This is a genomic window from Sphingobium sp. LF-16, from assembly GCF_003711185.1.
Taxonomy (GTDB): domain Bacteria; phylum Pseudomonadota; class Alphaproteobacteria; order Sphingomonadales; family Sphingomonadaceae; genus Sphingobium; species Sphingobium yanoikuyae_A.
The window spans coordinates 2581675-2599736 of sequence record NZ_CP029335.1 but is presented as its reverse complement, the minus strand read 5'-3'; the positions used below and the strand labels follow the sequence as shown (position 1 = coordinate 2599736).

The window sequence follows — 18062 nt, the reverse complement described above, 5'->3', positions numbered from 1 at the left end:
TGGGTACCTTCTCATGCCTTGACGGCGGATAGGGAGCGACCTAGCCCCTTGCATCCACCCGACCAGAGGCCCGATGCGGATTTTTCAAGTCATATTCGTGACGCTCGCCATGCTGGCGGGGCTGTCGATCGCATCTCCCGCGGTGCAGGCCCAGGCGGCCTTTGGCGGCGGCCCGGCGCATATCGCCGCGCTGCTGATGGCCGAAAGCACAGCGCCTGCGCCCGGCAAGGGCACGACCATCGCCTTTGCCATGAAGCCGGAAAAGGGTTGGCACGGCTATTGGGAAAATCCGGGCGATGCGGGCCTGGGCATGACCGTGACCTGGACCTTGCCCAAGGGCGTGACGATTGGCGCGCTGCGCTATCCGGTGCCCGAGACGCTGCTGATTTCGGGCCTGATGAACCATGTCTATGAAGGCCCCTATGCGGTGCTCGCCAATCTGGGCGTGGCGCCGGACGTGGCGGCCGGCACCCGCCTGCCGATCCGGGTGAAGGCGGAATGGCTGGCCTGCACCGACAAGATCTGCGTACCCGAAAGTGGTGAACTGGCGCTGGAACTGGTTGCGGGCGATGGCAAGGTGGTGCCGGCGATGCAGGCACGCTTCGATGGCTGGCGCGGCCATCTGCCCCGGCCGCTGGGCAGCGAGGCTATCTATCAGATCGTCGATGGCAAGCTGCGCCTGTCGGTGCCGTTCCCCGCCGATGCGCAGGCGCGCGAGGTTCACCTCTTCCCGCTGAGCGACGGGCTGGCCCGGTTCGCCGCCGCGCAGAAGGTCAGCCGCGAGGGCGACCGGCTGCTGGTCGAGACGCAGGCGGGCGAGGGTTTCAAGGGCGGCGCTGCGCAGGCGGTACTGCGGACCGGCGACCATGTCGGCTTCCTGCTGAGCGCCAAGCCCGGCGAGGTCGCGGCGATCGCGGCCAAGGGGCTGGCGGGCACGATATTGCTGGCGCTGGGCGGGGCGATATTGGGCGGGCTGCTGCTCAACGTCATGCCCTGCGTCTTCCCGATCCTGGGGTTGAAGGCACTGAGCCTGGCCAAGGCAGGTGGCGACGAGCGGGCGGCGCGGCGTGAGGCGCTGGCTTACACCCTTGGCGTGATCGTCGCCTGTCTGGCTTTGGGGAGCCTGCTGCTGGGGCTGCGCGCGGCGGGCAGCGCGGTCGGCTGGGCCTTCCAGTTGCAGGATCCGCGCATCATCCTGGCGCTGCTGCTGCTGGTCAGCGCGATCGCCTTCAACCTGGCTGGCCTGTTCGATTTGCCGGCCTTTGGCGGCGGTGGCAAGCTGGCGGGCAAGGGCGGCATGGTCGGCGCCTTCTGGACCGGCGCGCTGGTCGCCTTTGTCGCGACGCCTTGCACCGGGCCGTTCATGGGCGCGGCGATGGGCACGGCGCTGGTGCTTCCTTTGGGCGCAGCGCTGGCGATCTTTGCCGGCCTTGGCCTTGGTCTGGCGCTGCCTTTCCTGCTGCTTGCCTATCTGCCTGCGCTGCGCAATCGCCTGCCGCGTCCCGGCGCATGGATGGGCCGGTTGCAGCGCATCCTGTCGATCCCCATGTTCCTCACCGCGCTGGGCCTTGCTTGGCTGCTGGGTCAGCAACGCGGGGTCGGTGGCATGACCATCGGCCTTGGCGCGGCGCTGGCGTTGGTGCTGCTGCTCTGGTGGCTGGGCATGCGCCAGCGCACGGGGCGTGGCGGCTGGTTGCAGGTCGGCGTCGGCGCGGCGATCCTGCTGGTCGGTGCCGCGATGGCATTGCCCGCGCGCGCGCCGGCCGTTGCGGCAGCGGGAGAGGGGGGCGTCGTCGCCTTCGACGCGGAAAAGCTCGACGGGCTGCGCGCCGCGAACAAGCCGGTCTTCCTCTATTTTACCGCCGACTGGTGCCTGACCTGCAAGGCCAATGAGGCCGCCGCGATCGAGCGGGCGGAGGTGCGTGCAGCGTTCGAGAAGGCGGGCGTCACCGTCATGATGGGCGACTGGACCAATGCCGATCCGGCGATTACCCGCTTCCTCGAAGCGCAGGGCCGTTCGGGCGTGCCGCTCTACCTTTGGTACGCACCGGGCAAGGAGGCCCAGACATTGCCGCAGCTATTGACCCCGTCGACCCTCACCGGACTGGTGCGCTGATGGCCAAGATTCGCGCTGACCAGTTGCTCGTCGACAATGGCCTCGCCGAAAGCCGGGCGCGGGCGCAGGCGCTGATCCTCGCCGGCCTCGTCTATCTGGGCGACAAGAAGGTTGAGAAGGCGGGGCAGCAGGTGCCGGACGACGCCGAACTGGACGTGCGCGGCCGCGACCATCCCTGGGTCTCGCGCGGCGGCATCAAGCTGGCCCATGCGATCGACGAATATGGCATCGACGTCACCGGTTTCGTCGCGATCGACGTCGGCAGTTCGACCGGCGGCTTCACCGACGTGCTGCTGACCAAGGGCGCGGCAAAGGTCTACGCCGTCGACAGCGGCACCAACCAGCTAGCCTGGAAGCTGCGCTCCGACGATCGAGTCATCGTCCATGAACAGACCAGCGCGCGTATCCTGACCGACGCCCATATCCCTGAGCCGGTCGACATCATCGTGTGCGACGCCAGTTTCATCAGCCTGGCCAAGGTGCTGGAAAAGCCGATCGGCTTCGCCCGGCCCGGCGCGCAACTGGTCGCCCTCATCAAGCCGCAGTTCGAGGCAGGGCGCGAGGAAGTGGGCAAGGGCGGGGTGGTGCGCGATCCCGCCATCCACCAGCGCGTCTGCGACGAAGTCGCTGCCTGGGTTCGTGAGAAGGGCTGGGAAGTGCTTGGAATCACGACCAGTCCGATCACCGGACCGCAAGGAAATGTCGAATTTCTGATTCACGCGCGGCTTGGCGGATAATCGCGCCAGCTTCGTTACCCGCCCTGCGATACATTTTGACACATTCCATGCGGTTGTGTCCGTCACAAAGGCCCGTTAGCCCCTCGTCATGCGCTCGACCCTGCCTGTCATTCTCGTTGCCCTTTGTCTTGCCGGTTGCGGCGGAGAGAAGGAAAAGAAAGCTCGCCCGCCGGCGCTGGTGGAGGCGGTGGCGATTGCGCCCACCCGCTTCACCGACAATGTCGAGGCGGTCGGCACCGCACTCGCCAATGAGCAGGTGATATTGTCCGCGCCGGTGACCGAGCGGATCGACCTGCTGAACTTCACCGATGGCGGTTTCGTGTCCAAGGGGCAGGTGATCGCCCGCATGGCCGTGGGCCAGGAAAAGGCCGAGCTGGCTGCGGCCGAGGCAACCGCGCTACAGGCCGACCAGCAGTTGAAGCGCATCCAGGCGCTCAAGTCGCGCGGCTTTGCCACCGGTGCCACGGTCGAGCAGCAGATCGCGCTCGCCAGCAGCGCCCGCGCCAATGCCGACCTCGCCCGCGCGGGCATCGGCGACCGCACCATCCGCGCGCCGTTCAGCGGCTGGGTTTCCCTGCGCACGGTCTCGCCCGGCGCGGTCATCACCGCCGGCACCGCGATCGCCACGGTCAGCGACATTTCACGGATCAAGCTGGACTTCACCGTGCCCGAGACGCGGCTGTCGATGATCCGCGAGGGCATGCCGATCAAGGCACTGTCCGCGGCCTGGCCCGACCGGCCGTTCAATGGCACGATCGCAACGATCGACCCGGTGATTGATCCCGCTACCCGCGCCGTGCGGGTCCGGGCGATCATGCCCAATCCCGACAAGGCGCTGAAGCCCGGCATGCTGCTGACCGTCAGCGTCTTCTCGCGAGAGCGCCAGTCTCTGGGCGTGCCCGAACTGGCAGTGATCGGCGATGGCGACGAACGCTTCGTCTTCGTGCTGGACGGTCGCACCGCCAAGCGGACCAAGGTCGAAACCGGCATCCGCCAGAACGGCCTGGTCGAAATTCTGGGCGGCGTGAAGGCGGGCCAGCAGATCGTGACCGAAGGCGTGGTGAAGCTGACCGACGGCGCGCCGGTGCGCCTGGCCGGCGACAAGAAGGGTGATGACGACAAGGGCGGCAAGGCCGCCAAGGCCGCCGGCTAAGCCGATGCAGCTCTCCGATCTTTCGGTCCGCCGGCCGGTCTTTTCGGCGGTGGTTGCGGTGCTGATGTGCATCGTCGGCCTGGTCGGCTATTTCAGCCTGTCTGTCCGCGAATATCCCGATACCGATCCGCCGATCGTCTCGGTCGAAACCACCTATACCGGCGCCGCCGCGTCGGTGGTGGAAACCCGCATCACCCAGCAGATCGAGGATGCGGTCGCCGGCGTGCAGGGCATCCAGACCATCACCTCGACCTCGCAGGACGGCACGTCCAACATCAATATCGAGTTCGATCCCTCGCGCGACATCGACAGCGCCGCCAATGACGTGCGTGACCGTGTCGGGTCGGTGACGCAGGATCTGCCCGAGGATGCGCTGGCGCCCGAGATCCGCAAGGTGGATTCCGACGCGCGATCGATTCTGTTCCTCGCCTTCTCGCGCCCCGGCTGGTCGCCGATCCAGATCAGCGACTATCTCGACCGCAACATTGCCGACCGCTTCGCCGCGATCGACGGCGTCGCCCGCGTCACCATTGGCGGCGAGGCGCGTCCGTCGACGCGTATCTGGTTCAACGCGGAAAAGCTGGCCGCCTTCGGCCTGACCCCGGCCGATGTCGAGGCGGCGCTGCGCACCCAGAACGTCGAATTGCCCGCCGGCCGCTTTGAATCGAAGGATCAGAACCAGACGCTGCGCGTCGAGCGGCCCTTCGCCACGCCGGACCAGTTCGCGCAGCTGGTCGTGGGCCGGGGCGAGGATGGCTATCAGGTGAAGCTGGGCGATGTCGCCCGGATCGAGGAAGGGGCCGAAAACCCCTATAGCAGCTTCCGTTCCAACCAGGGCACGGCGATCGGCATCGGCATCATCCGCCAGTCGGGCGCCAACACGCTGGAAGTGGCGCAGAAGGCCAAGGCGCTGATCAAGGAGCTGGAGCCGACCCTGCCCAAGGGCATGCGCGTGGCCATCGGCACCGACGAATCCCTGTTCATCGAACGCGCGATCGACAATGTCTATGACACGCTGATCGAGGCGGCTCTGCTCGTCATCCTCGTCATCTTCCTGTTCCTGGGATCGGTGCGCGCGACGATCGTGCCGGCCGTGACGGTGCCGATCTGCCTGCTCGCCACCTGCGCGGTGATGTGGCTGCTGGGGCTGTCGATCAACCTGCTGACCCTGCTCGCTTTCGTCCTCGCCATCGGCCTGGTGGTCGACGACGCGATCGTGGTGCTGGAAAATGTCTATCACCGCGTCGAACAGGGCGAAGATCCGCTGGTCGCCGCCTATCTCGGCACGCGGCAGGTGGGCTTTGCCATCATCTCGACCACATTGGTCGTCTGCGCCGTGTTCGTGCCGGTCATGTTCCTGGCCGGCCAGACCGGCCTCTTGTTCCGCGAACTTGCCATCGCGATGATCGCGGCGATCGGCTTTTCGGGCTTCATCTCCTTGAGCCTCGCGCCGATGCTCTGCTCCAAGCTGCTGAAAAATGCCGAGCGTGGCCGGCTGGCGCGCTGGGTCGATGATCGCTTCCAGCGGATCGAGCATGGCTATGGCCGCTGGCTCGACTGGACCTTGAAGAAACCTCTGATGCCGCTGCTGGGCGTCGCGATCTTCCTGGGGGTCGCCTTCTTCCTCTTCACCCGCCTGCCGGCCGAACTGGCCCCGGCCGAGGATACCGGCGTGGTCGAGGCCAATGTCAACGCGCCCGAAGGCACCGGCTTCGACCGGATGATGGCCTATATGCAGAAGATCGAGAATGATCTCGCCTTCCTGCGCAAGGATGGCACGCTGCAGAATCTGGTGATCCGCACACCCGGCGGCTTCGGCACCACCGACGATTATAACAACGGCAATGTCATCGCCTTCCTGCGGCCGTGGGAAGACCGGACCATCACCACGGCGGAAGTCGCGACCATCATCAACAAGGTGATCGCCGACCAGCCGGGCGTGCGCGGCAATGCCGCGCCGCGATCGGGCCTGGGCCGTGGTCGCGGCCTGCCGGTCAATATCGTGCTGGCCGGCTCCACCTATGAGGGGCTGGTGGCGGCGCGCGACCGCATCATGCTGGCGGCGGCGAGCTATCCGGGGCTCATCAACCTCGACAGCGATTATAAGGAAACCAAGCCGCAGATGCGGATCGAGACCGATCTGCAGCGCGCCGGCGACCTGGGCGTGTCGGTGAACGATGTCAGCCAGGCGCTGCAAAGCCTGCTCGGTTCGCGCCGGGTCACCACCTATGTCGACCGCGGCGAGGAATATCGCGTGCTGGTGCAGGCGGAGCGGGACGGGCGCCAGACGCTCGCTGATCTGGAACGTATCCAGGTGCGCAGCCGCAGTGGCGTGCTGGTGCCGCTGTCGGCGGTCGTGACCGTGCGCGAAGTGGCCGGGCCGCGTCAGCTCAACCGTTACAACAAGCTGCGCGCCATCACCCTGACCGCCGCGCTGGCGCCGGGGACGTCGCTGGGGCAGGGGCTGGCCTTCCTGGAGGATCAGGCGCGTCAGTCGCCCGAGGTGCTGGCGATCGGCTATCGCGGCGAAAGCCAGTCGCTGCGTGAGACCGGCGGGTCAATCTGGATCGTCTTCGGCCTCACCATCCTGATCGTCTATCTGTTGCTCGCGGCCCAGTTCGAAAGCTTTATCCATCCCGGAGTCATCATCGCGACGGTGCCGCTGGCGGTGGCGGGCGGTGCGCTGGGCCTGGCGATCACCGGCGGGTCGATCAACCTCTACAGCCAAATCGGCATCGTCATGCTGGTCGGCCTGGCGGCCAAGAATGGCATCCTGATCGTCGAGTTCGCCAACCAGCTGCGCGACGAGGGGATGGAGATTGCCGAGGCGATCCGCGAGGCGGCCAAGCGGCGTCTGCGCCCGATCCTGATGACGTCGATAGCGACCGTCATCGGCGCGGTGCCGCTGGTGCTGCGCGGCGGGGCCGGTGCGGCGGCGCGCCATTCGATCGGCGTGGTCATCGTGTTCGGCGTCAGCCTGGCGACGCTCATCACCCTGTTCCTCATTCCCATTTTCTATTCGCGCGTTGCCAAGCGCACGGTTTCTCCGCAAACCGTTGGTCGCAAACTGGATTCGGCGCTCAAGGATTCGCCCGAACCCGCCGAATAGCTTGGAGCTGCGTTGCCGATGAACGAGATCGCGTCCCAGGGTCAGTTGCGTCTTGCCTATCTGCGCTGGGCGTTGGTCACGGTGCCCGCGATCGTCTTTCTCGGCTTCCTGTCGGGCAGGCTCGCCAATAGCGGTTTTGGCAATCGCTGGTTCGCCTCGCTCAACCTGCCGGCGCTGATGCCGCCGGGCTGGGCCTTCGGCGTCGCCTGGACGATCCTCTATATACTAATGGCGCTGGCCTTCGCGATCGTGCTGCATGCGCGCGGGGCCAGGGGGCGGGGGGCGGCGGTCGCGCTGTTCCTGGTGCAACTGGCGCTCAACCTTGCCTGGTCGCCGCTCTTCTTTCGCGCGCATCAGGTGGGGGCGGCGCTGGGGCTGATCATGGTGCTGGCGCTGCTGGTGGCGCTGACCGCCGCCCTGTTCTGGCGGATACGTCCCTTTGCCGGTGCGTTGATGTTGCCCTATCTGGTCTGGCTGGTCTTTGCCTCCTACCTCAACTATGAGGTCGGCCGCCTGAACCCGGATGCGCACAGGCTTGTCGCGCCGGCACTCCAGACCCAGATATGATTTCGGCGCATCCACGCGCCTGATACGAGGATAGACGATCATGCAGAGCGAGAACCGCTTTTTCGACGACCTGGCCAAGCTGGTGAACGGCGCTGCCGGCACGGTCGCGGGCATGACCCGCGAGTTCGAATCCAATGCGCGCGAACGCGCCAAGGAATGGATCGGCGGCGTCGACTTCGTCAGCCGCGAGGAATTTGACGCGGTCAAGGCGATGGCCGCCGCCGCGCGCGAGGAAGTCGAACTGCTCAAGGCCCGCCTCGACGCGCTGGAAGGCAAGGCGCCCGAGCCGGTCACCAAGACCGTGCGCGCCGCCAAGACGAAAGCTGTGGATAAGGATGCGGGCGCCGAGTAAGCGCCCTGTCCTTTCGCCGCTTGCGGTGATAAAGGCGCGCCGATGATGGATAGCGACGAATTTGAGAATGGCGGCCATGAGGCCGCGCCGATCGACATGCTGGCGGCCTTTTACGAGGCGCATGGCTGGAGCTATGAGCAGGTCGGCGAGGATGAGATCGTCGCGAGCACCCAGGGGTCGTGGGCGCAATATGAGCTGCGCGGCATCTGGCGCGACGAGGATCAGGTGCTGCAGCTGCTGGCGCTGCCCGACATCCGCGTCAATGACGACAAGCGCGCCGTCATCTACGAGACGCTGGGCCTGATCAACGAACAGCTCTGGCTCGGCCATTTCGAGCTGTGGTCGTCGAGCGGCATCATCCTGTTCCGCCATGGCGCCTTGCTGGGGCAGGGCGGCACGCTGACGCTGGACCAGGCGCAGGTGCTGATCGAGACCGCGATCGACGAGTGCGAGCGTTTCTATCCGGTGTTCCAGTTCGTCCTGTGGGGCGGCAAGAGCCCGAGCGAGGCGATCAGCGCGAGCCTGATCGAAACCCGCGGCGAAGCCTGACATATCTGCCTGAAAGCCTGACCATGACCATTGCCTGCTGGCCCGAACATCTTTTCCTTGTCGGCTGCGGCAACATGGCCGGGCAGATGCTGACCCGCTGGCTGGCGTGCGGGCTCGACCCCGCCCGCGTCACCGTGCTGCGGCCGAGCGGAAAGCCGGTGGCGCAGGGCGTGACCGTCGTCACCGCCTATCCCGACGCGCTGCCGGCCGGCACCACCGTGCTGCTGGGCATGAAGCCCTATCAGATCGCCGATGTCGCGGCCGGGCTTGCGCCGTTGCTGACGGCGGAGACGCGGCTGGTGTCGATCCTGGCGGGAACACCGATCGCCGACCTGCGCCGGCATTTCCCGGCGCCGCGTGATGTCGTCTGCGCCATGCCCAACCTGCCGGTCGGGCTGGGCGAGGGGGTGGTTGCGCTCTACACCGATGCGGCGACGGATGCGGCGGCCAAGGCCGACATTGCCGCGCTGATCGCGCCGCTGGGCCTGGCCGAATGGATGGGGGGCGAAGCCCTGTTCAATCAGGTGACGGCCCTGTCGGGCTGCGGCCCGGCCTTCCTGTTTCGCTTCATCGATGCGCTGTCGCGCGCCGGCGAGGCGCTGGGCATTCCCGCCGATCAGGCCGCACGCATGGCGCTGGCCACGGTGCAGGGATCGGCGAACATGGCGGCGCGCGCCAGCGTCAGCCCGGCCACCCTGGCGGATCAGGTCGCCAGCCCCGGCGGCATGACGCGCCAGGGCCTCAATGTGCTGGACGCCGACAATCGCCTGCTCGACCTTCTGACCGACACGCTGGTCGCCGCGCGCGATCGGGGTGCGGCGATGGCGCGGGGCGAATAGGGACGGTTCCGGTCGGCGCCATTATCCGTTAAGGGGGCGCGATCGATATACGGAGTCCGTTCATGCTGTCCCCCGAAACCCCCATCCTGCTGCTCACCACCGGTGGCACGATCGACAAGGTCTATTTCGACGCCCTGTCCGACTATCAGGTCGGCGAGACGGTGATGGCCAAGCTGTTGCAGGTGGCGCGGGTCAAGCGGCCCTTCCGCATCGAGGAAATCACCCGCAAGGACAGCCTGGAGCTGGACGACACGGATCGCGCGCTGATCGCCGCCCGCGTCGCCGCCGCGCGTGAGAAGCATATCGTCATCACCCATGGCACCGACACCATGACCGAGACGGCCAAGCTGTTGCAGGACATTCCCGGCAAGACCGTCGTGCTGGTCGGTGCGCTGGCGCCGGCGCGCTTTGGCGAGAGCGATGCGAGCTTCAACCTTGGCATGGCTTTCGCCACCGCGCAGGTCGCCGAGCCGGGCGTCTACATCACCATGAGCGGATCGGTTTTCCGCGCCGACAAGGTGGTCAAGGACCGCGCCAAGGGCGCCTTCGTCCCGACCGGCGAGTAAGGCGGGCCAGCGGGGCGGCTGAAACCTTTGCCCGCTCTCCGGCATTGTTGCCCCCACGGGGTGACAAAGAGGAGAGACTATATGGCAGATTATCAGGAACGCCCGGCGCCCACGACCACCATCATCGAAAAGCGCAGCGGCGGCGGTGGCACGACCATCGCGATCCTGCTGCTGGTCGTGGTGGTGGCTGTTGCCGCCTTCTTCCTGATCAGCAGCCAGACCCGCAAGGATGATGCGGTGTCGAGCGCGGCGAGCCAGGTCGGTCAGGCCGCGAGCGATGTCGGCGACGCCGCCAAGGATGCCGCCGACAGCGTGAAGGGCAATTGATCCAAAGGGCCAGCTTCCACAGCGAAGCCGGCCCTTTTTCAGACCATGATCCTGTCGAGGGCGGCGCAGAAGGCCTGCATGTCGGCCATGGAACCGACAGTGACGCGCGACATGGTGGGCCAAGGCGCCCAGTTGCGGCCGATGCCGACACCCGCCGCCAGAAACTGGGCCTGCACGCCGGCCGCCGGCTTGCCCCAGTCGACCATGAACATGTTGGCGTCCGACGGAATGAATTTGACCCCGCGCTTGGTGAGATGGGCGAAGGTGAAGTCGCGCGCGGCGATCATCTCGGCCCGGCGCTGCTCGATCAGCGCCTTCTGCGTCAGCGCCACCGTGCCGCACACGACCGAGGGCAGGGGCAGGTTGGTCGACATGCGCTTGCCGTCGTAGCGCATCATCCTGGCATGCAGGTCCGGCCGCGCGATGGTGGCGCCCAGCCGCATGCCGGCCATGCCGAACAGCTTGGAGAAGGTGCGCAGCACGATCACGTCCTTGCCCTGCGCAACCAGCGGCGCGGCCGACTGGCCGTGCGAGAAATGGAGATAGGCTTCGTCCACCAGGACGATCGATCCGGCCGGCCTGTTGGCGACCAGCCATTCGATGTCGGCCACCGGCGTCAGCGTGCCGGTGGGGTTGTTGGGCGAGCAGATATAATAGAGGCCGGCGTCCGGATTGGCCGCCAGCATCGCCTTCACGTCATGACGATAATCGGGCGTCAGTGGCACCTTCGTCACCTTGGCGCCGGCCCATTCCGCCGTGCCCCAGGGCTGTTCATAGCTGACATCGGCGGTCACCAGCCCCTTTTGCGGCGAGCAGAAGGCGACGACGATGCGCGAGAGCGGATCGCTGGACCCCGGCCAGGGCAGGACATGATCGACCGGCACGCCCTCGATCGTGGCGAGCGTCTTCTTGAAGTCGGTGACTTCGGTGCCGGGGTGATAGAAATTGGCGTGGGACACGATCTTCGCCGCGGCAGCCTGGGCGACGGGGAAGGGGCCGGTCCAGCATTCGTTGGAGCCGATCCGCACCTTGGGGAAATTGCCTTCTTCCGGGCCGTCATTGCGCTGCGCCCAGACCGGGGTGCCGGCGGTGGCGACCGCCACGCCCGCGCCCAGCACGCCCAATATGCGGGCGGCGTCGCGGCGCGAATAGCCGCGCTGGATCAGATCCTGCTGCGCGTCATTCTGGTCGTTCATGGCTATTCCCCTATGCGTCCTGAAGAACGGTTCGGGGGAGTCAACGGACGAGGGCGGGATTCCCGCAATGGCCCCGCCGTAACGAAGAAGGGCGCCCCCTGGGAGGGCGCCCTTCGTCATGTTTCAGCCTGTTCAGGCGAAGCGATCAGCCTTCGACCTTGGCATATTTCGGCGCGGCCTCATTGAGGATGCGCAGGATCTTCTGCAGCGCAGTGGGCTCGTCGGTCTCTTCCATCGCGGCGAGTTCGCGGGCGAGGCGGCTGGAAGCAGCCTCGAAGATCTGGCGCTCGGAATAGCTCTGCTCGGGCTGGTCGTCGGCACGGAACAGGTCGCGGGTCACTTCGGCGATCGACACCAGGTCGCCCGAATTGATCTTCGCTTCATATTCCTGGGCGCGGCGCGACCACATGGTGCGCTTGACCTTGGGCTTGCCCTTCAGGGTTTCCATCGACTCCTCCAGCGTCTTGTTGGAGGACAGCTTGCGCATGCCGACGCCTTCGGCCTTGTTGGTGGGAACGCGCAGCGTCATGCGCTCCTTTTCGAAACGGAGCACATACAGCTCCAGTTCCATGCCCGCGATCTGCTCCTTTTGGAGTTCGATCACACGGCCCACGCCGTGCTTGGGGTAAACGACATAATCACCAACGTCAAAGGACAGCGCCTTGGCAGCCATTTGAAACCTTTCTATTCAACCGGGGAACGGGCCGTCGCGGGGCAGGTGCAGCAGGGGCACGAGTCGGGGAAAGTCCGCGGCGTCACCGTCAAGACATGATGCGAATACTCCAGGACGAACGCGACCATGTTCGTCCGCTGGGCGCTATTTAGCAGATTCGTAACAAAATTGCCACCCCCGGACACAAAGTCTAGGGGTGCGGCACAAAATGGGACGCTGCGCCTTGATGGCGCAGGATAATATCGATCAGCTGCCCTCGCCGGGTTCAGGCGAGAAGAACTGCTCCAGCTTGTTCTCTACGCCGCTCATCGCGTCGGCGTCAGCCGGGGCTTCGCCCTTGACCGTGATGTTGGGCCATTCGGCCGAATATTTGGTGTTGAGTTCCAGCCACTTTTCGAGGCCGTTCTCGGTGTCGGGCAGGATAGCCTCGGCCGGGCATTCCGGTTCGCACACGCCGCAGTCGATGCACTCGTTGGGATTGATGACCAGCATGTTCTCGCCCTCGTAGAAACAGTCCACGGGGCAGACCTCGACGCAATCCATATATTTGCAGCGGATGCAGTTGTCGGTCACGACATAGGTCATTGTAGGGCACTCTTTGGGTTGCGACAGCGGCGGCCCTGCTATGCCCGGCGCGCGCGAAGGTCAATGAGGATAATGTTGACGGGGGCGTAGGGGCGGTTTTGTGCTGTCGGCAGCGCAGATGGTCGGTCGGGCCGCCCGTTCGAGCGGCCCGAGCCATTGTCAGTTGCGCACGTCGGATTCGGTGACGGGCGAGATCTTGATTTCGACGCGGCGGTTGGCGGCCTTGCCTTCCTCGGTCGCATTCGACGCGATCGGCTGGGTTTCGCCAAAGCCGCGCGTGGCGATGCGCGCCGACTGGACGCCATGGCTGGTCAGATAACCGGCGACCGACTGGGCGCGGCGTTCCGACAGCGTCTGGTTATAGGCGTCCGACCCGTCGCTGTCGGTATGGCCATATACGTCGATATAGGTCTTGGGATATTGCGACAGGATCGAGGATACCTCGTCCAGCGTGGGGCGGAACTGCGGCTGGACGCTGGCGTCGTTGAACGCGAAGGTGATGCCCGAGGGCATGCGCAGCAGCAGGTCGTCGCCCTGGCGGATCACGTCGACGCCGCTGCCGGCGGTCTGCTGGCGCAGCTTGCGTTCCTGTTCGTCCATATAGGAGCCGATGCCGGCGCCCGCGATCGCGCCGATGCCGGCGCCCAGGATCTTTTCGGTGCGGTCATGCCGGCCGCCGACAAGATCGCCCAGCAGATAACCGCCCAGCGCGCCGCCAATGCCGCCGATCGCCGCCTTCGACATGCGCTTCTGCCCGGTTTCCGGGTCGGTGGTGCAGGCGGTGGTGGTCAGCATCGCGGCCAAGCCGGCGGCCATCATGATCCGGTGCGAAATCCTCATTCTTCTATTCCCTTGTCCTTGGCATCCGCGTGGATGGATGCCTCCCTAATAACCCAGGCGATGGATTGTTCCACAAGTGAACTGAACGGGCGATGATGGGATGGTTGTGAAAACGAAAGAATAAAGGTTATAGGGGAGGAGACCACCATGGCCACGATCCCCCCTCCCGCTCCGACGCCCTTCCCCTGGGTAGACCTCATCATCATCCTGGCGCTGGTCGCTCTGAACGGCGTCTTCGCGATGTCGGAGCTGGCCATCGTGTCCGCGCGCAAGCCACGGCTGCAGGCGATGGAGAAGGCGGGCAAGCGCGGCGCCAAGTCGGCGTTGCAGCTGGCGGCGGACCCAGGCAAGTTCCTGTCGACCGTCCAGATCGGCATCACCCTGATCGGCATCATTTCGGGCGCCTATTCGGGCGCCAGCCTTGGCGGGCCGACCGGCGAGCGGCTGGCGGCGCTGGGCCTGTCGCCCAATATGGCGGAAAATCTTGGCTTTGCGCTGGTCATCGGCCTCACCACCTATGCCTCGCTGATCATTGGCGAGCTGGTGCCCAAGCAGTTCGCGCTGCGTCAGCCCGAGCCGATCGCCGTGCTGGTGGCGACGCCGATGCTGTATCTGGCCAAGCTGACCGCGCCGGTGGTGTGGGTGCTCGACAAGTCGAGCGGCCTGATCTTCAAGCTGCTGGGGCTGGACCGCGAATCCGAACATCATGTCACGGTCGAGGAACTGCATCTGATCGTCGCCGAGGCGAGCCGGTCGGGCATCATCGAGGAAAGCGAGCGGGCGATCATCTCCGGCGTGGTGCGGCTGGCCGACCGGCCGGTGCGCGAGGTGATGACCCAGCGCATGGATGTCGACTGGATCGACATCAACGCCGATGAGGACACGATCCGCCTGCGCCTGCTGGAAACGCCGCATACCCGCCTGCCGGTGGGGCGCGGATCGGTGGAGGACATTATCGGCATCGTCCAGGCGCGCGACATCATGACCGCGCTATTCCGGGGCGAGGCGCTGAATATCGAGGCGCTGCTGCGCAAGGCGGAGGTCGTGCCTGACCAGGTCGACGCGATGGATGCGCTGGAAGTGCTGCGCAAGTCCGACGTGCCGATGGTGATGGTGCATGACGAATATGGGCATTTCGAGGGGATCGTGACCCCGGCCGACCTGCTGTCCGCGATCGCCGGCCATTTCGCGTCGGACCGCGACGTCTATGACGAGCCGGACATGGTCGAGCGCGAGGATGGCAGTCTGCTGGTGTCGGGGCAGATGCCGATCGACCAGCTGGCCGAGAAGATCGACATCAACCTGTCCGAGGACCGCGATTATGCGACGGTCGCGGGCCATGTGCTGTGGCTGCTCAAGCGCCTGCCGGAAGTCGGCGACTATGCCGAGGATCAGGGCTGGCGCTTCGAGATTGTCGACATGGACGGACGCAAGATCGACAAGCTGCTGGTCGCGCAGCTCTGACCGTGGCGGCGACGGCGCTCGATGCGGTCGATCGCCTGGCGCTGCGCCTGCTGGAAGAGAAGGATGGCCTGGCCGTGCTGGGCCTGTGCGGGGCGCAGGGCAGCGGCAAGAGCACATTGGCGCAGGCGCTGCATGCGCGCATGGGCGCGCGGGGCGTGGCGAGCGCGATCCTGTCGATCGATGATCTGTATCTGACGAAGGCTGAGCGGGAAGCGCTGGCGCAGGACGTGCATCCGCTGCTGCGGACGCGGGGCGTTCCGGGGACGCATGATGTCGCGCTGGGACTGCGGGTGCTGGACGCGCTGGCGGCGGGGCAGGCGGCGTGCTTGCCGCGGTTCGACAAGGCGGTGGATGATCGCTTGCCTGAAAGCGCGTGGCCGGAGGCAGGGGCGGGGCTGCGGCTGCTGATCCTGGAGGGCTGGTGCGTGGGCGCGCGGGCGCAGGAGGCAGGCGCACTGGATGCCCCGGTCAACGCGCTGGAGCGGGACGAGGATGGCGACGGGCGCTGGCGGCGCTTCGTCAATGCGGCGCTGGCGGGGGACTATCAGGCGCTGTTCGGGCGGATCGATGCGCTGGCGCTGCTGGCGGCGCCGGGGTTTGACGTGGTGCAGGGCTGGCGGACGCAGCAGGAGGCGGAATTGCGCGCGGCCGGTGGCGGCAGTGCGGTGATGAGCGATGAAGAGGTCGCCCGCTTCATCCAGCATTATGAGCGGCTGACCCGGCATATATTGGACGAGATGCCGGCGCGGGCCGATCTGGTCGTGGAACTGGATGCCTGGCGCGGCGTGACGGCGGTTCGCAGCCGATAGCCGAAAAGGGCGCCGCCACCGGCCGCGCCCTTCCTGAAATTTACTGCGCTGCGTTCTCGGCCGGGGCTTCGGTCGCGTTGGCGGCATTGTCGCCGCCTTCGGCCGGGGCGGCATTGTCGGCCGCAGCGGGCGCGGCATCGGCGGCGGGCAGGGGGAGGTTGGACCCCTGGGTGTTCAGCCAGGCGATCAGGTTGGCGCGATCGGCCGGGTTGGAGAGGCCGGCAAAGGTCATCTTGGTGCCGGGGGCAAATTCACGCGGGCTCTTCAGCCAATGATCGAGATTGTCGAAGCTCCATTCGCCGCCCTTGCTCTTGAGCGCTTCGGAGAAGGCGAATCCGCCCTTGCCCTGGCCGATGCCTTCGCCGACGGTGGCGTAGAGATTGGGACCGATGCCGTTGGTGCCGCCCTGATTGACGGTGTGACAGGCGGCGCATTTCGCGAACACCTTTTCGCCGGCCGCGACATCCGCGCTGGCGAGCAGGGTGTTGAGGCCGGGGCCGCTGTCGCCGCCACCTTCGCCTTCCACCTCGACGCCCTCGATCGCATAGCCCATCTTTTCGGGCCGTTCATCGTGGAAATATTTGGAACTGACGATCGCGCCACCCAGCGCGATGATGCCTGCAAACAACGCCCACCCTGCAACGGTGTTGAATCGATCGCCCATCCGCAGATTTCCCTCGCATCTTTGTTATGGAGGCTGTCGTGCGCTCCCCCACTTAAGCACTTGCCATAATGGGGGATAGGCCGGGGTGCAACCCGCCGTGGCGCTTTTCGAGCGGTGCCGCCCCGCCGATGCTTGCGCGCGATCCCCCAACTGCCTAAGCGCGCAGGCACGCATGGAAAATTATCCCGCCCCCGCTCGCGCGCTGGTCGCCGACATGTCGCAAAAGGCCGCTGCCGATCCGGCGCGCGCCGTCGCCTATCAGGGCGCGCCCGGTGCCAATTCGCACCTGGCCGCGCTTGGCTACGCCCCCGATTGCGTGCCGCTGCCCAGCTTTGCGTTCGAGGATGCGATCGACGCGGTGCGGGGTGGCCTTGCCGCCCGAGCGATCATTCCGATCGAAAACAGCCTGCACGGCCGCGTCGCCGACATGCATTTCCTGCTGCCCGAATCCGGGCTGCACATCGTCGACGAATATTTCCTGCGCATTCGCCACTGCCTGATGGCGCCCGACACGGTGCCGGTGAAGAGCGCGATCAGCCATCCGCAGGCGCTGGGCCAGTGCCGCCATTATCTGCGCGAGCGCGGCATCCAGCCGGTCGCCTATGCCGACACCGCCGGCGCCGCCGCGCTGGTGGCGGAGACGCGGGCGCCGGGCGAGGGGGCGATCGCCCCCTATCTGGCCGCCGAAATCTATGGCCTGCGCCTGATCGCCGAGAATATCGAGGATAGCGACGACAATATGACCCGCTTCCTGGTGCTGGCGCGCGAGCCCAAGGCACCGGCGGCGGGCGTCGGCCCGGTCATGACCACCTTCCTGTTCGAGGTGAAGAATATCCCGGCCGCGCTCTACAAGGCGATGGGCGGCTTTGCGACCAATGGCGTCAACATGACCAAGCTGGAAAGCTACCAGCGCGGCGCCAGCTTTGCCGCGACCGAATTCTATTGCGATATCGAAGGGATGCCGGGCGACCCGGCGGTCGACCGCGCGCTCGCCGAGCTGGAATTCCACACCAAATGGGTGCGCGTACTGGGCAGCTACCGCCAGGCCCGCCCCCGCACCTGAATGGTGCGCCCGGCATAGGGCGGTTTCAGGGTCACTCCTGGGTCTCTCCAGGGTCACATCGCGAAGTTCACAGTGTCGTGGCGCGACGATATCGGCGTTTTCCGGCCTTTTCGCGCCTGCCGCGCACCGCCGACGCGCCTGTTGGATCACATCCGGGTCATTGCGAAGCGCCATCCGGGTCATGGTGGCGCGCCTGTTGGGTTGCGGGGGTGGCGGCGCATCGGTGCGTGTGCAAGGGCGGGATCGCGGCTGCTCCATCGCGGAGGATAGATCAGAAATTAGCCGAGTAGGAAAGCGGGGTGGATTTGCGCCCTGAAAAGACGGCCAGTTCAGATCATCGCCGTTCGCGCAGTCTATTATCAGGGTTCTCCCCGATGGTTTCGATCGCCTGGCAAATTAGCTTCTTTCGACGAATCCGCCGAAATCCTGCAAGGCCATGGCGGGGCCAGTCGA

At 66.1% G+C, this 18062-nt stretch carries 18 protein-coding genes; 13 read left to right on the top strand and 5 right to left on the bottom strand.

The annotated features are described in order from the left end of the window. The first annotated feature begins 73 nt into the window (after positions 1-73). The 10 genes from DIZ22_RS12160 to DIZ22_RS12115 all read left to right on the top strand — a co-directional run bounded on the left by DIZ22_RS12160 (position 74) and on the right by DIZ22_RS12115 (position 10315). Entirely contained in the window at positions 74-2116 is a 2043-nt protein-coding gene (locus tag DIZ22_RS12160) for a protein-disulfide reductase DsbD domain-containing protein (protein ID WP_122928223.1), read from the top strand. Then, positions 2116-2853 (top strand): TlyA family RNA methyltransferase, encoded by a 738-nt coding sequence (locus DIZ22_RS12155; protein WP_048937798.1) that lies wholly within the window; start codon positions 2116-2118, stop codon positions 2851-2853. Before DIZ22_RS12160 ends, DIZ22_RS12155 begins: the two co-directional genes overlap by 1 nt. Positions 2854-2941: 88 nt before the next feature. Then, on the top strand, positions 2942-4006 hold the full coding sequence (locus tag DIZ22_RS12150) for an efflux RND transporter periplasmic adaptor subunit (RefSeq protein WP_048937799.1): 1065 nt from the start codon (positions 2942-2944) through the stop codon (positions 4004-4006). Between the two features lie 4 nt (positions 4007-4010). Next, positions 4011-7115, top strand: coding sequence for an efflux RND transporter permease subunit (locus tag DIZ22_RS12145; protein WP_048937800.1), 3105 nt, complete (start codon positions 4011-4013; stop codon positions 7113-7115). Positions 7116-7133: 18 nt separating this feature from the next. After that, entirely contained in the window at positions 7134-7682 is a 549-nt protein-coding gene (locus DIZ22_RS12140) for a TspO/MBR family protein (protein ID WP_048937801.1), read from the top strand. Positions 7683-7722: 40 nt separating this feature from the next. Then, positions 7723-8034 (top strand): accessory factor UbiK family protein, encoded by a 312-nt coding sequence (locus DIZ22_RS12135; RefSeq protein WP_004211090.1) that lies wholly within the window; start codon positions 7723-7725, stop codon positions 8032-8034. A 42-nt stretch (positions 8035-8076) separates the two neighbouring features. Continuing rightward, positions 8077-8583 (top strand): YbjN domain-containing protein, encoded by a 507-nt coding sequence (locus DIZ22_RS12130; RefSeq protein ID WP_004211091.1) that lies wholly within the window; start codon positions 8077-8079, stop codon positions 8581-8583. A 23-nt stretch (positions 8584-8606) separates the two neighbouring features. Continuing rightward, positions 8607-9422, top strand: a complete 816-nt coding sequence (locus DIZ22_RS12125) for a pyrroline-5-carboxylate reductase dimerization domain-containing protein (RefSeq protein ID WP_048937802.1) — start codon at positions 8607-8609, stop codon at positions 9420-9422. Positions 9423-9484: 62 nt separating this feature from the next. Continuing rightward, positions 9485-9988, top strand: coding sequence for an asparaginase domain-containing protein (locus DIZ22_RS12120; protein ID WP_004211094.1), 504 nt, complete (start codon positions 9485-9487; stop codon positions 9986-9988). Between the two features lie 81 nt (positions 9989-10069). Beyond that, entirely contained in the window at positions 10070-10315 is a 246-nt protein-coding gene (locus tag DIZ22_RS12115) for a hypothetical protein (protein WP_004211096.1), read from the top strand. A gap of 38 nt (positions 10316-10353) precedes the next feature. On the opposite strand, the gene DIZ22_RS12110 is transcribed toward DIZ22_RS12115, so the two are convergent. The 4 genes from DIZ22_RS12110 to DIZ22_RS12095 form a co-directional block, all read right to left on the bottom strand. Further along, entirely contained in the window at positions 10354-11511 is a 1158-nt protein-coding gene (locus tag DIZ22_RS12110) for a pyridoxal phosphate-dependent aminotransferase (RefSeq protein WP_122928222.1), read from the bottom strand. A gap of 145 nt (positions 11512-11656) precedes the next feature. After that, positions 11657-12184 (bottom strand): CarD family transcriptional regulator, encoded by a 528-nt coding sequence (locus DIZ22_RS12105; RefSeq protein WP_004211100.1) that lies wholly within the window; start codon positions 12182-12184, stop codon positions 11657-11659. A gap of 246 nt (positions 12185-12430) precedes the next feature. Next, on the bottom strand, positions 12431-12769 hold the full coding sequence (fdxA, locus tag DIZ22_RS12100) for a ferredoxin FdxA (protein WP_004211101.1): 339 nt from the start codon (positions 12767-12769) through the stop codon (positions 12431-12433). A gap of 159 nt (positions 12770-12928) precedes the next feature. Next, positions 12929-13609, bottom strand: a complete 681-nt coding sequence (locus DIZ22_RS12095) for an OmpA family protein (RefSeq protein WP_026108966.1) — start codon at positions 13607-13609, stop codon at positions 12929-12931. A 147-nt stretch (positions 13610-13756) separates the two neighbouring features. Between DIZ22_RS12095 and DIZ22_RS12090 the strand changes: the two genes are divergently transcribed. Both DIZ22_RS12090 and DIZ22_RS12085 read left to right on the top strand, forming a co-directional pair. Further along, positions 13757-15073, top strand: a complete 1317-nt coding sequence (locus DIZ22_RS12090; protein WP_037510219.1) for a hemolysin family protein — start codon at positions 13757-13759, stop codon at positions 15071-15073. A 2-nt stretch (positions 15074-15075) separates the two neighbouring features. Beyond that, the gene (locus tag DIZ22_RS12085) at positions 15076-15882 is read left to right on the top strand and encodes a kinase (RefSeq protein WP_048937805.1); all 807 of its coding nucleotides are present in this window, start codon (positions 15076-15078) and stop codon (positions 15880-15882) included. Between the two features lie 40 nt (positions 15883-15922). Here the strand turns inward: DIZ22_RS12085 and DIZ22_RS12080 are convergent, their stop codons facing one another. Further along, positions 15923-16546, bottom strand: a complete 624-nt coding sequence (locus DIZ22_RS12080) for a c-type cytochrome (protein ID WP_048937806.1) — start codon at positions 16544-16546, stop codon at positions 15923-15925. A gap of 172 nt (positions 16547-16718) precedes the next feature. Between DIZ22_RS12080 and DIZ22_RS12075 the strand changes: the two genes are divergently transcribed. Continuing rightward, a complete protein-coding gene (locus DIZ22_RS12075; RefSeq protein ID WP_048937807.1) occupies positions 16719-17609 on the top strand; it encodes a prephenate dehydratase in 891 nt (296 codons plus the stop codon). Positions 17610-18062 lie beyond the last annotated feature (453 nt).

What these genes read in the sequence shown, in the direction of transcription:
- DIZ22_RS12130 (WP_004211091.1), top strand. Translation starts at nt 8,077, where the DNA reads ATGATGGATAGCGACGAATTTGAGAATGGCGGCCATGAGGCCGCGCCG.
- DIZ22_RS12090 (WP_037510219.1), top strand. Translation starts at nt 13,757, where the DNA reads ATGGCCACGATCCCCCCTCCCGCTCCGACGCCCTTCCCCTGGGTAGAC.
- DIZ22_RS12135 (WP_004211090.1), top strand. Translation starts at nt 7,723, where the DNA reads ATGCAGAGCGAGAACCGCTTTTTCGACGACCTGGCCAAGCTGGTGAAC.
- DIZ22_RS12160 (WP_122928223.1), top strand. Translation starts at nt 74, where the DNA reads ATGCGGATTTTTCAAGTCATATTCGTGACGCTCGCCATGCTGGCGGGG.
- DIZ22_RS12095 (WP_026108966.1), bottom strand. Translation starts at nt 13,609, where the DNA reads ATGAGGATTTCGCACCGGATCATGATGGCCGCCGGCTTGGCCGCGATG.
- fdxA (WP_004211101.1), bottom strand. Translation starts at nt 12,769, where the DNA reads ATGACCTATGTCGTGACCGACAACTGCATCCGCTGCAAATATATGGAT.
- DIZ22_RS12150 (WP_048937799.1), top strand. Translation starts at nt 2,942, where the DNA reads ATGCGCTCGACCCTGCCTGTCATTCTCGTTGCCCTTTGTCTTGCCGGT.
- DIZ22_RS12075 (WP_048937807.1), top strand. Translation starts at nt 16,719, where the DNA reads ATGGAAAATTATCCCGCCCCCGCTCGCGCGCTGGTCGCCGACATGTCG.
- DIZ22_RS12120 (WP_004211094.1), top strand. Translation starts at nt 9,485, where the DNA reads ATGCTGTCCCCCGAAACCCCCATCCTGCTGCTCACCACCGGTGGCACG.
- DIZ22_RS12125 (WP_048937802.1), top strand. Translation starts at nt 8,607, where the DNA reads ATGACCATTGCCTGCTGGCCCGAACATCTTTTCCTTGTCGGCTGCGGC.
- DIZ22_RS12140 (WP_048937801.1), top strand. Translation starts at nt 7,134, where the DNA reads ATGAACGAGATCGCGTCCCAGGGTCAGTTGCGTCTTGCCTATCTGCGC.
- DIZ22_RS12110 (WP_122928222.1), bottom strand. Translation starts at nt 11,511, where the DNA reads ATGAACGACCAGAATGACGCGCAGCAGGATCTGATCCAGCGCGGCTAT.
- DIZ22_RS12105 (WP_004211100.1), bottom strand. Translation starts at nt 12,184, where the DNA reads ATGGCTGCCAAGGCGCTGTCCTTTGACGTTGGTGATTATGTCGTTTAC.
- DIZ22_RS12155 (WP_048937798.1), top strand. Translation starts at nt 2,116, where the DNA reads ATGGCCAAGATTCGCGCTGACCAGTTGCTCGTCGACAATGGCCTCGCC.
- DIZ22_RS12080 (WP_048937806.1), bottom strand. Translation starts at nt 16,546, where the DNA reads ATGGGCGATCGATTCAACACCGTTGCAGGGTGGGCGTTGTTTGCAGGC.
- DIZ22_RS12145 (WP_048937800.1), top strand. Translation starts at nt 4,011, where the DNA reads ATGCAGCTCTCCGATCTTTCGGTCCGCCGGCCGGTCTTTTCGGCGGTG.
- DIZ22_RS12115 (WP_004211096.1), top strand. Translation starts at nt 10,070, where the DNA reads ATGGCAGATTATCAGGAACGCCCGGCGCCCACGACCACCATCATCGAA.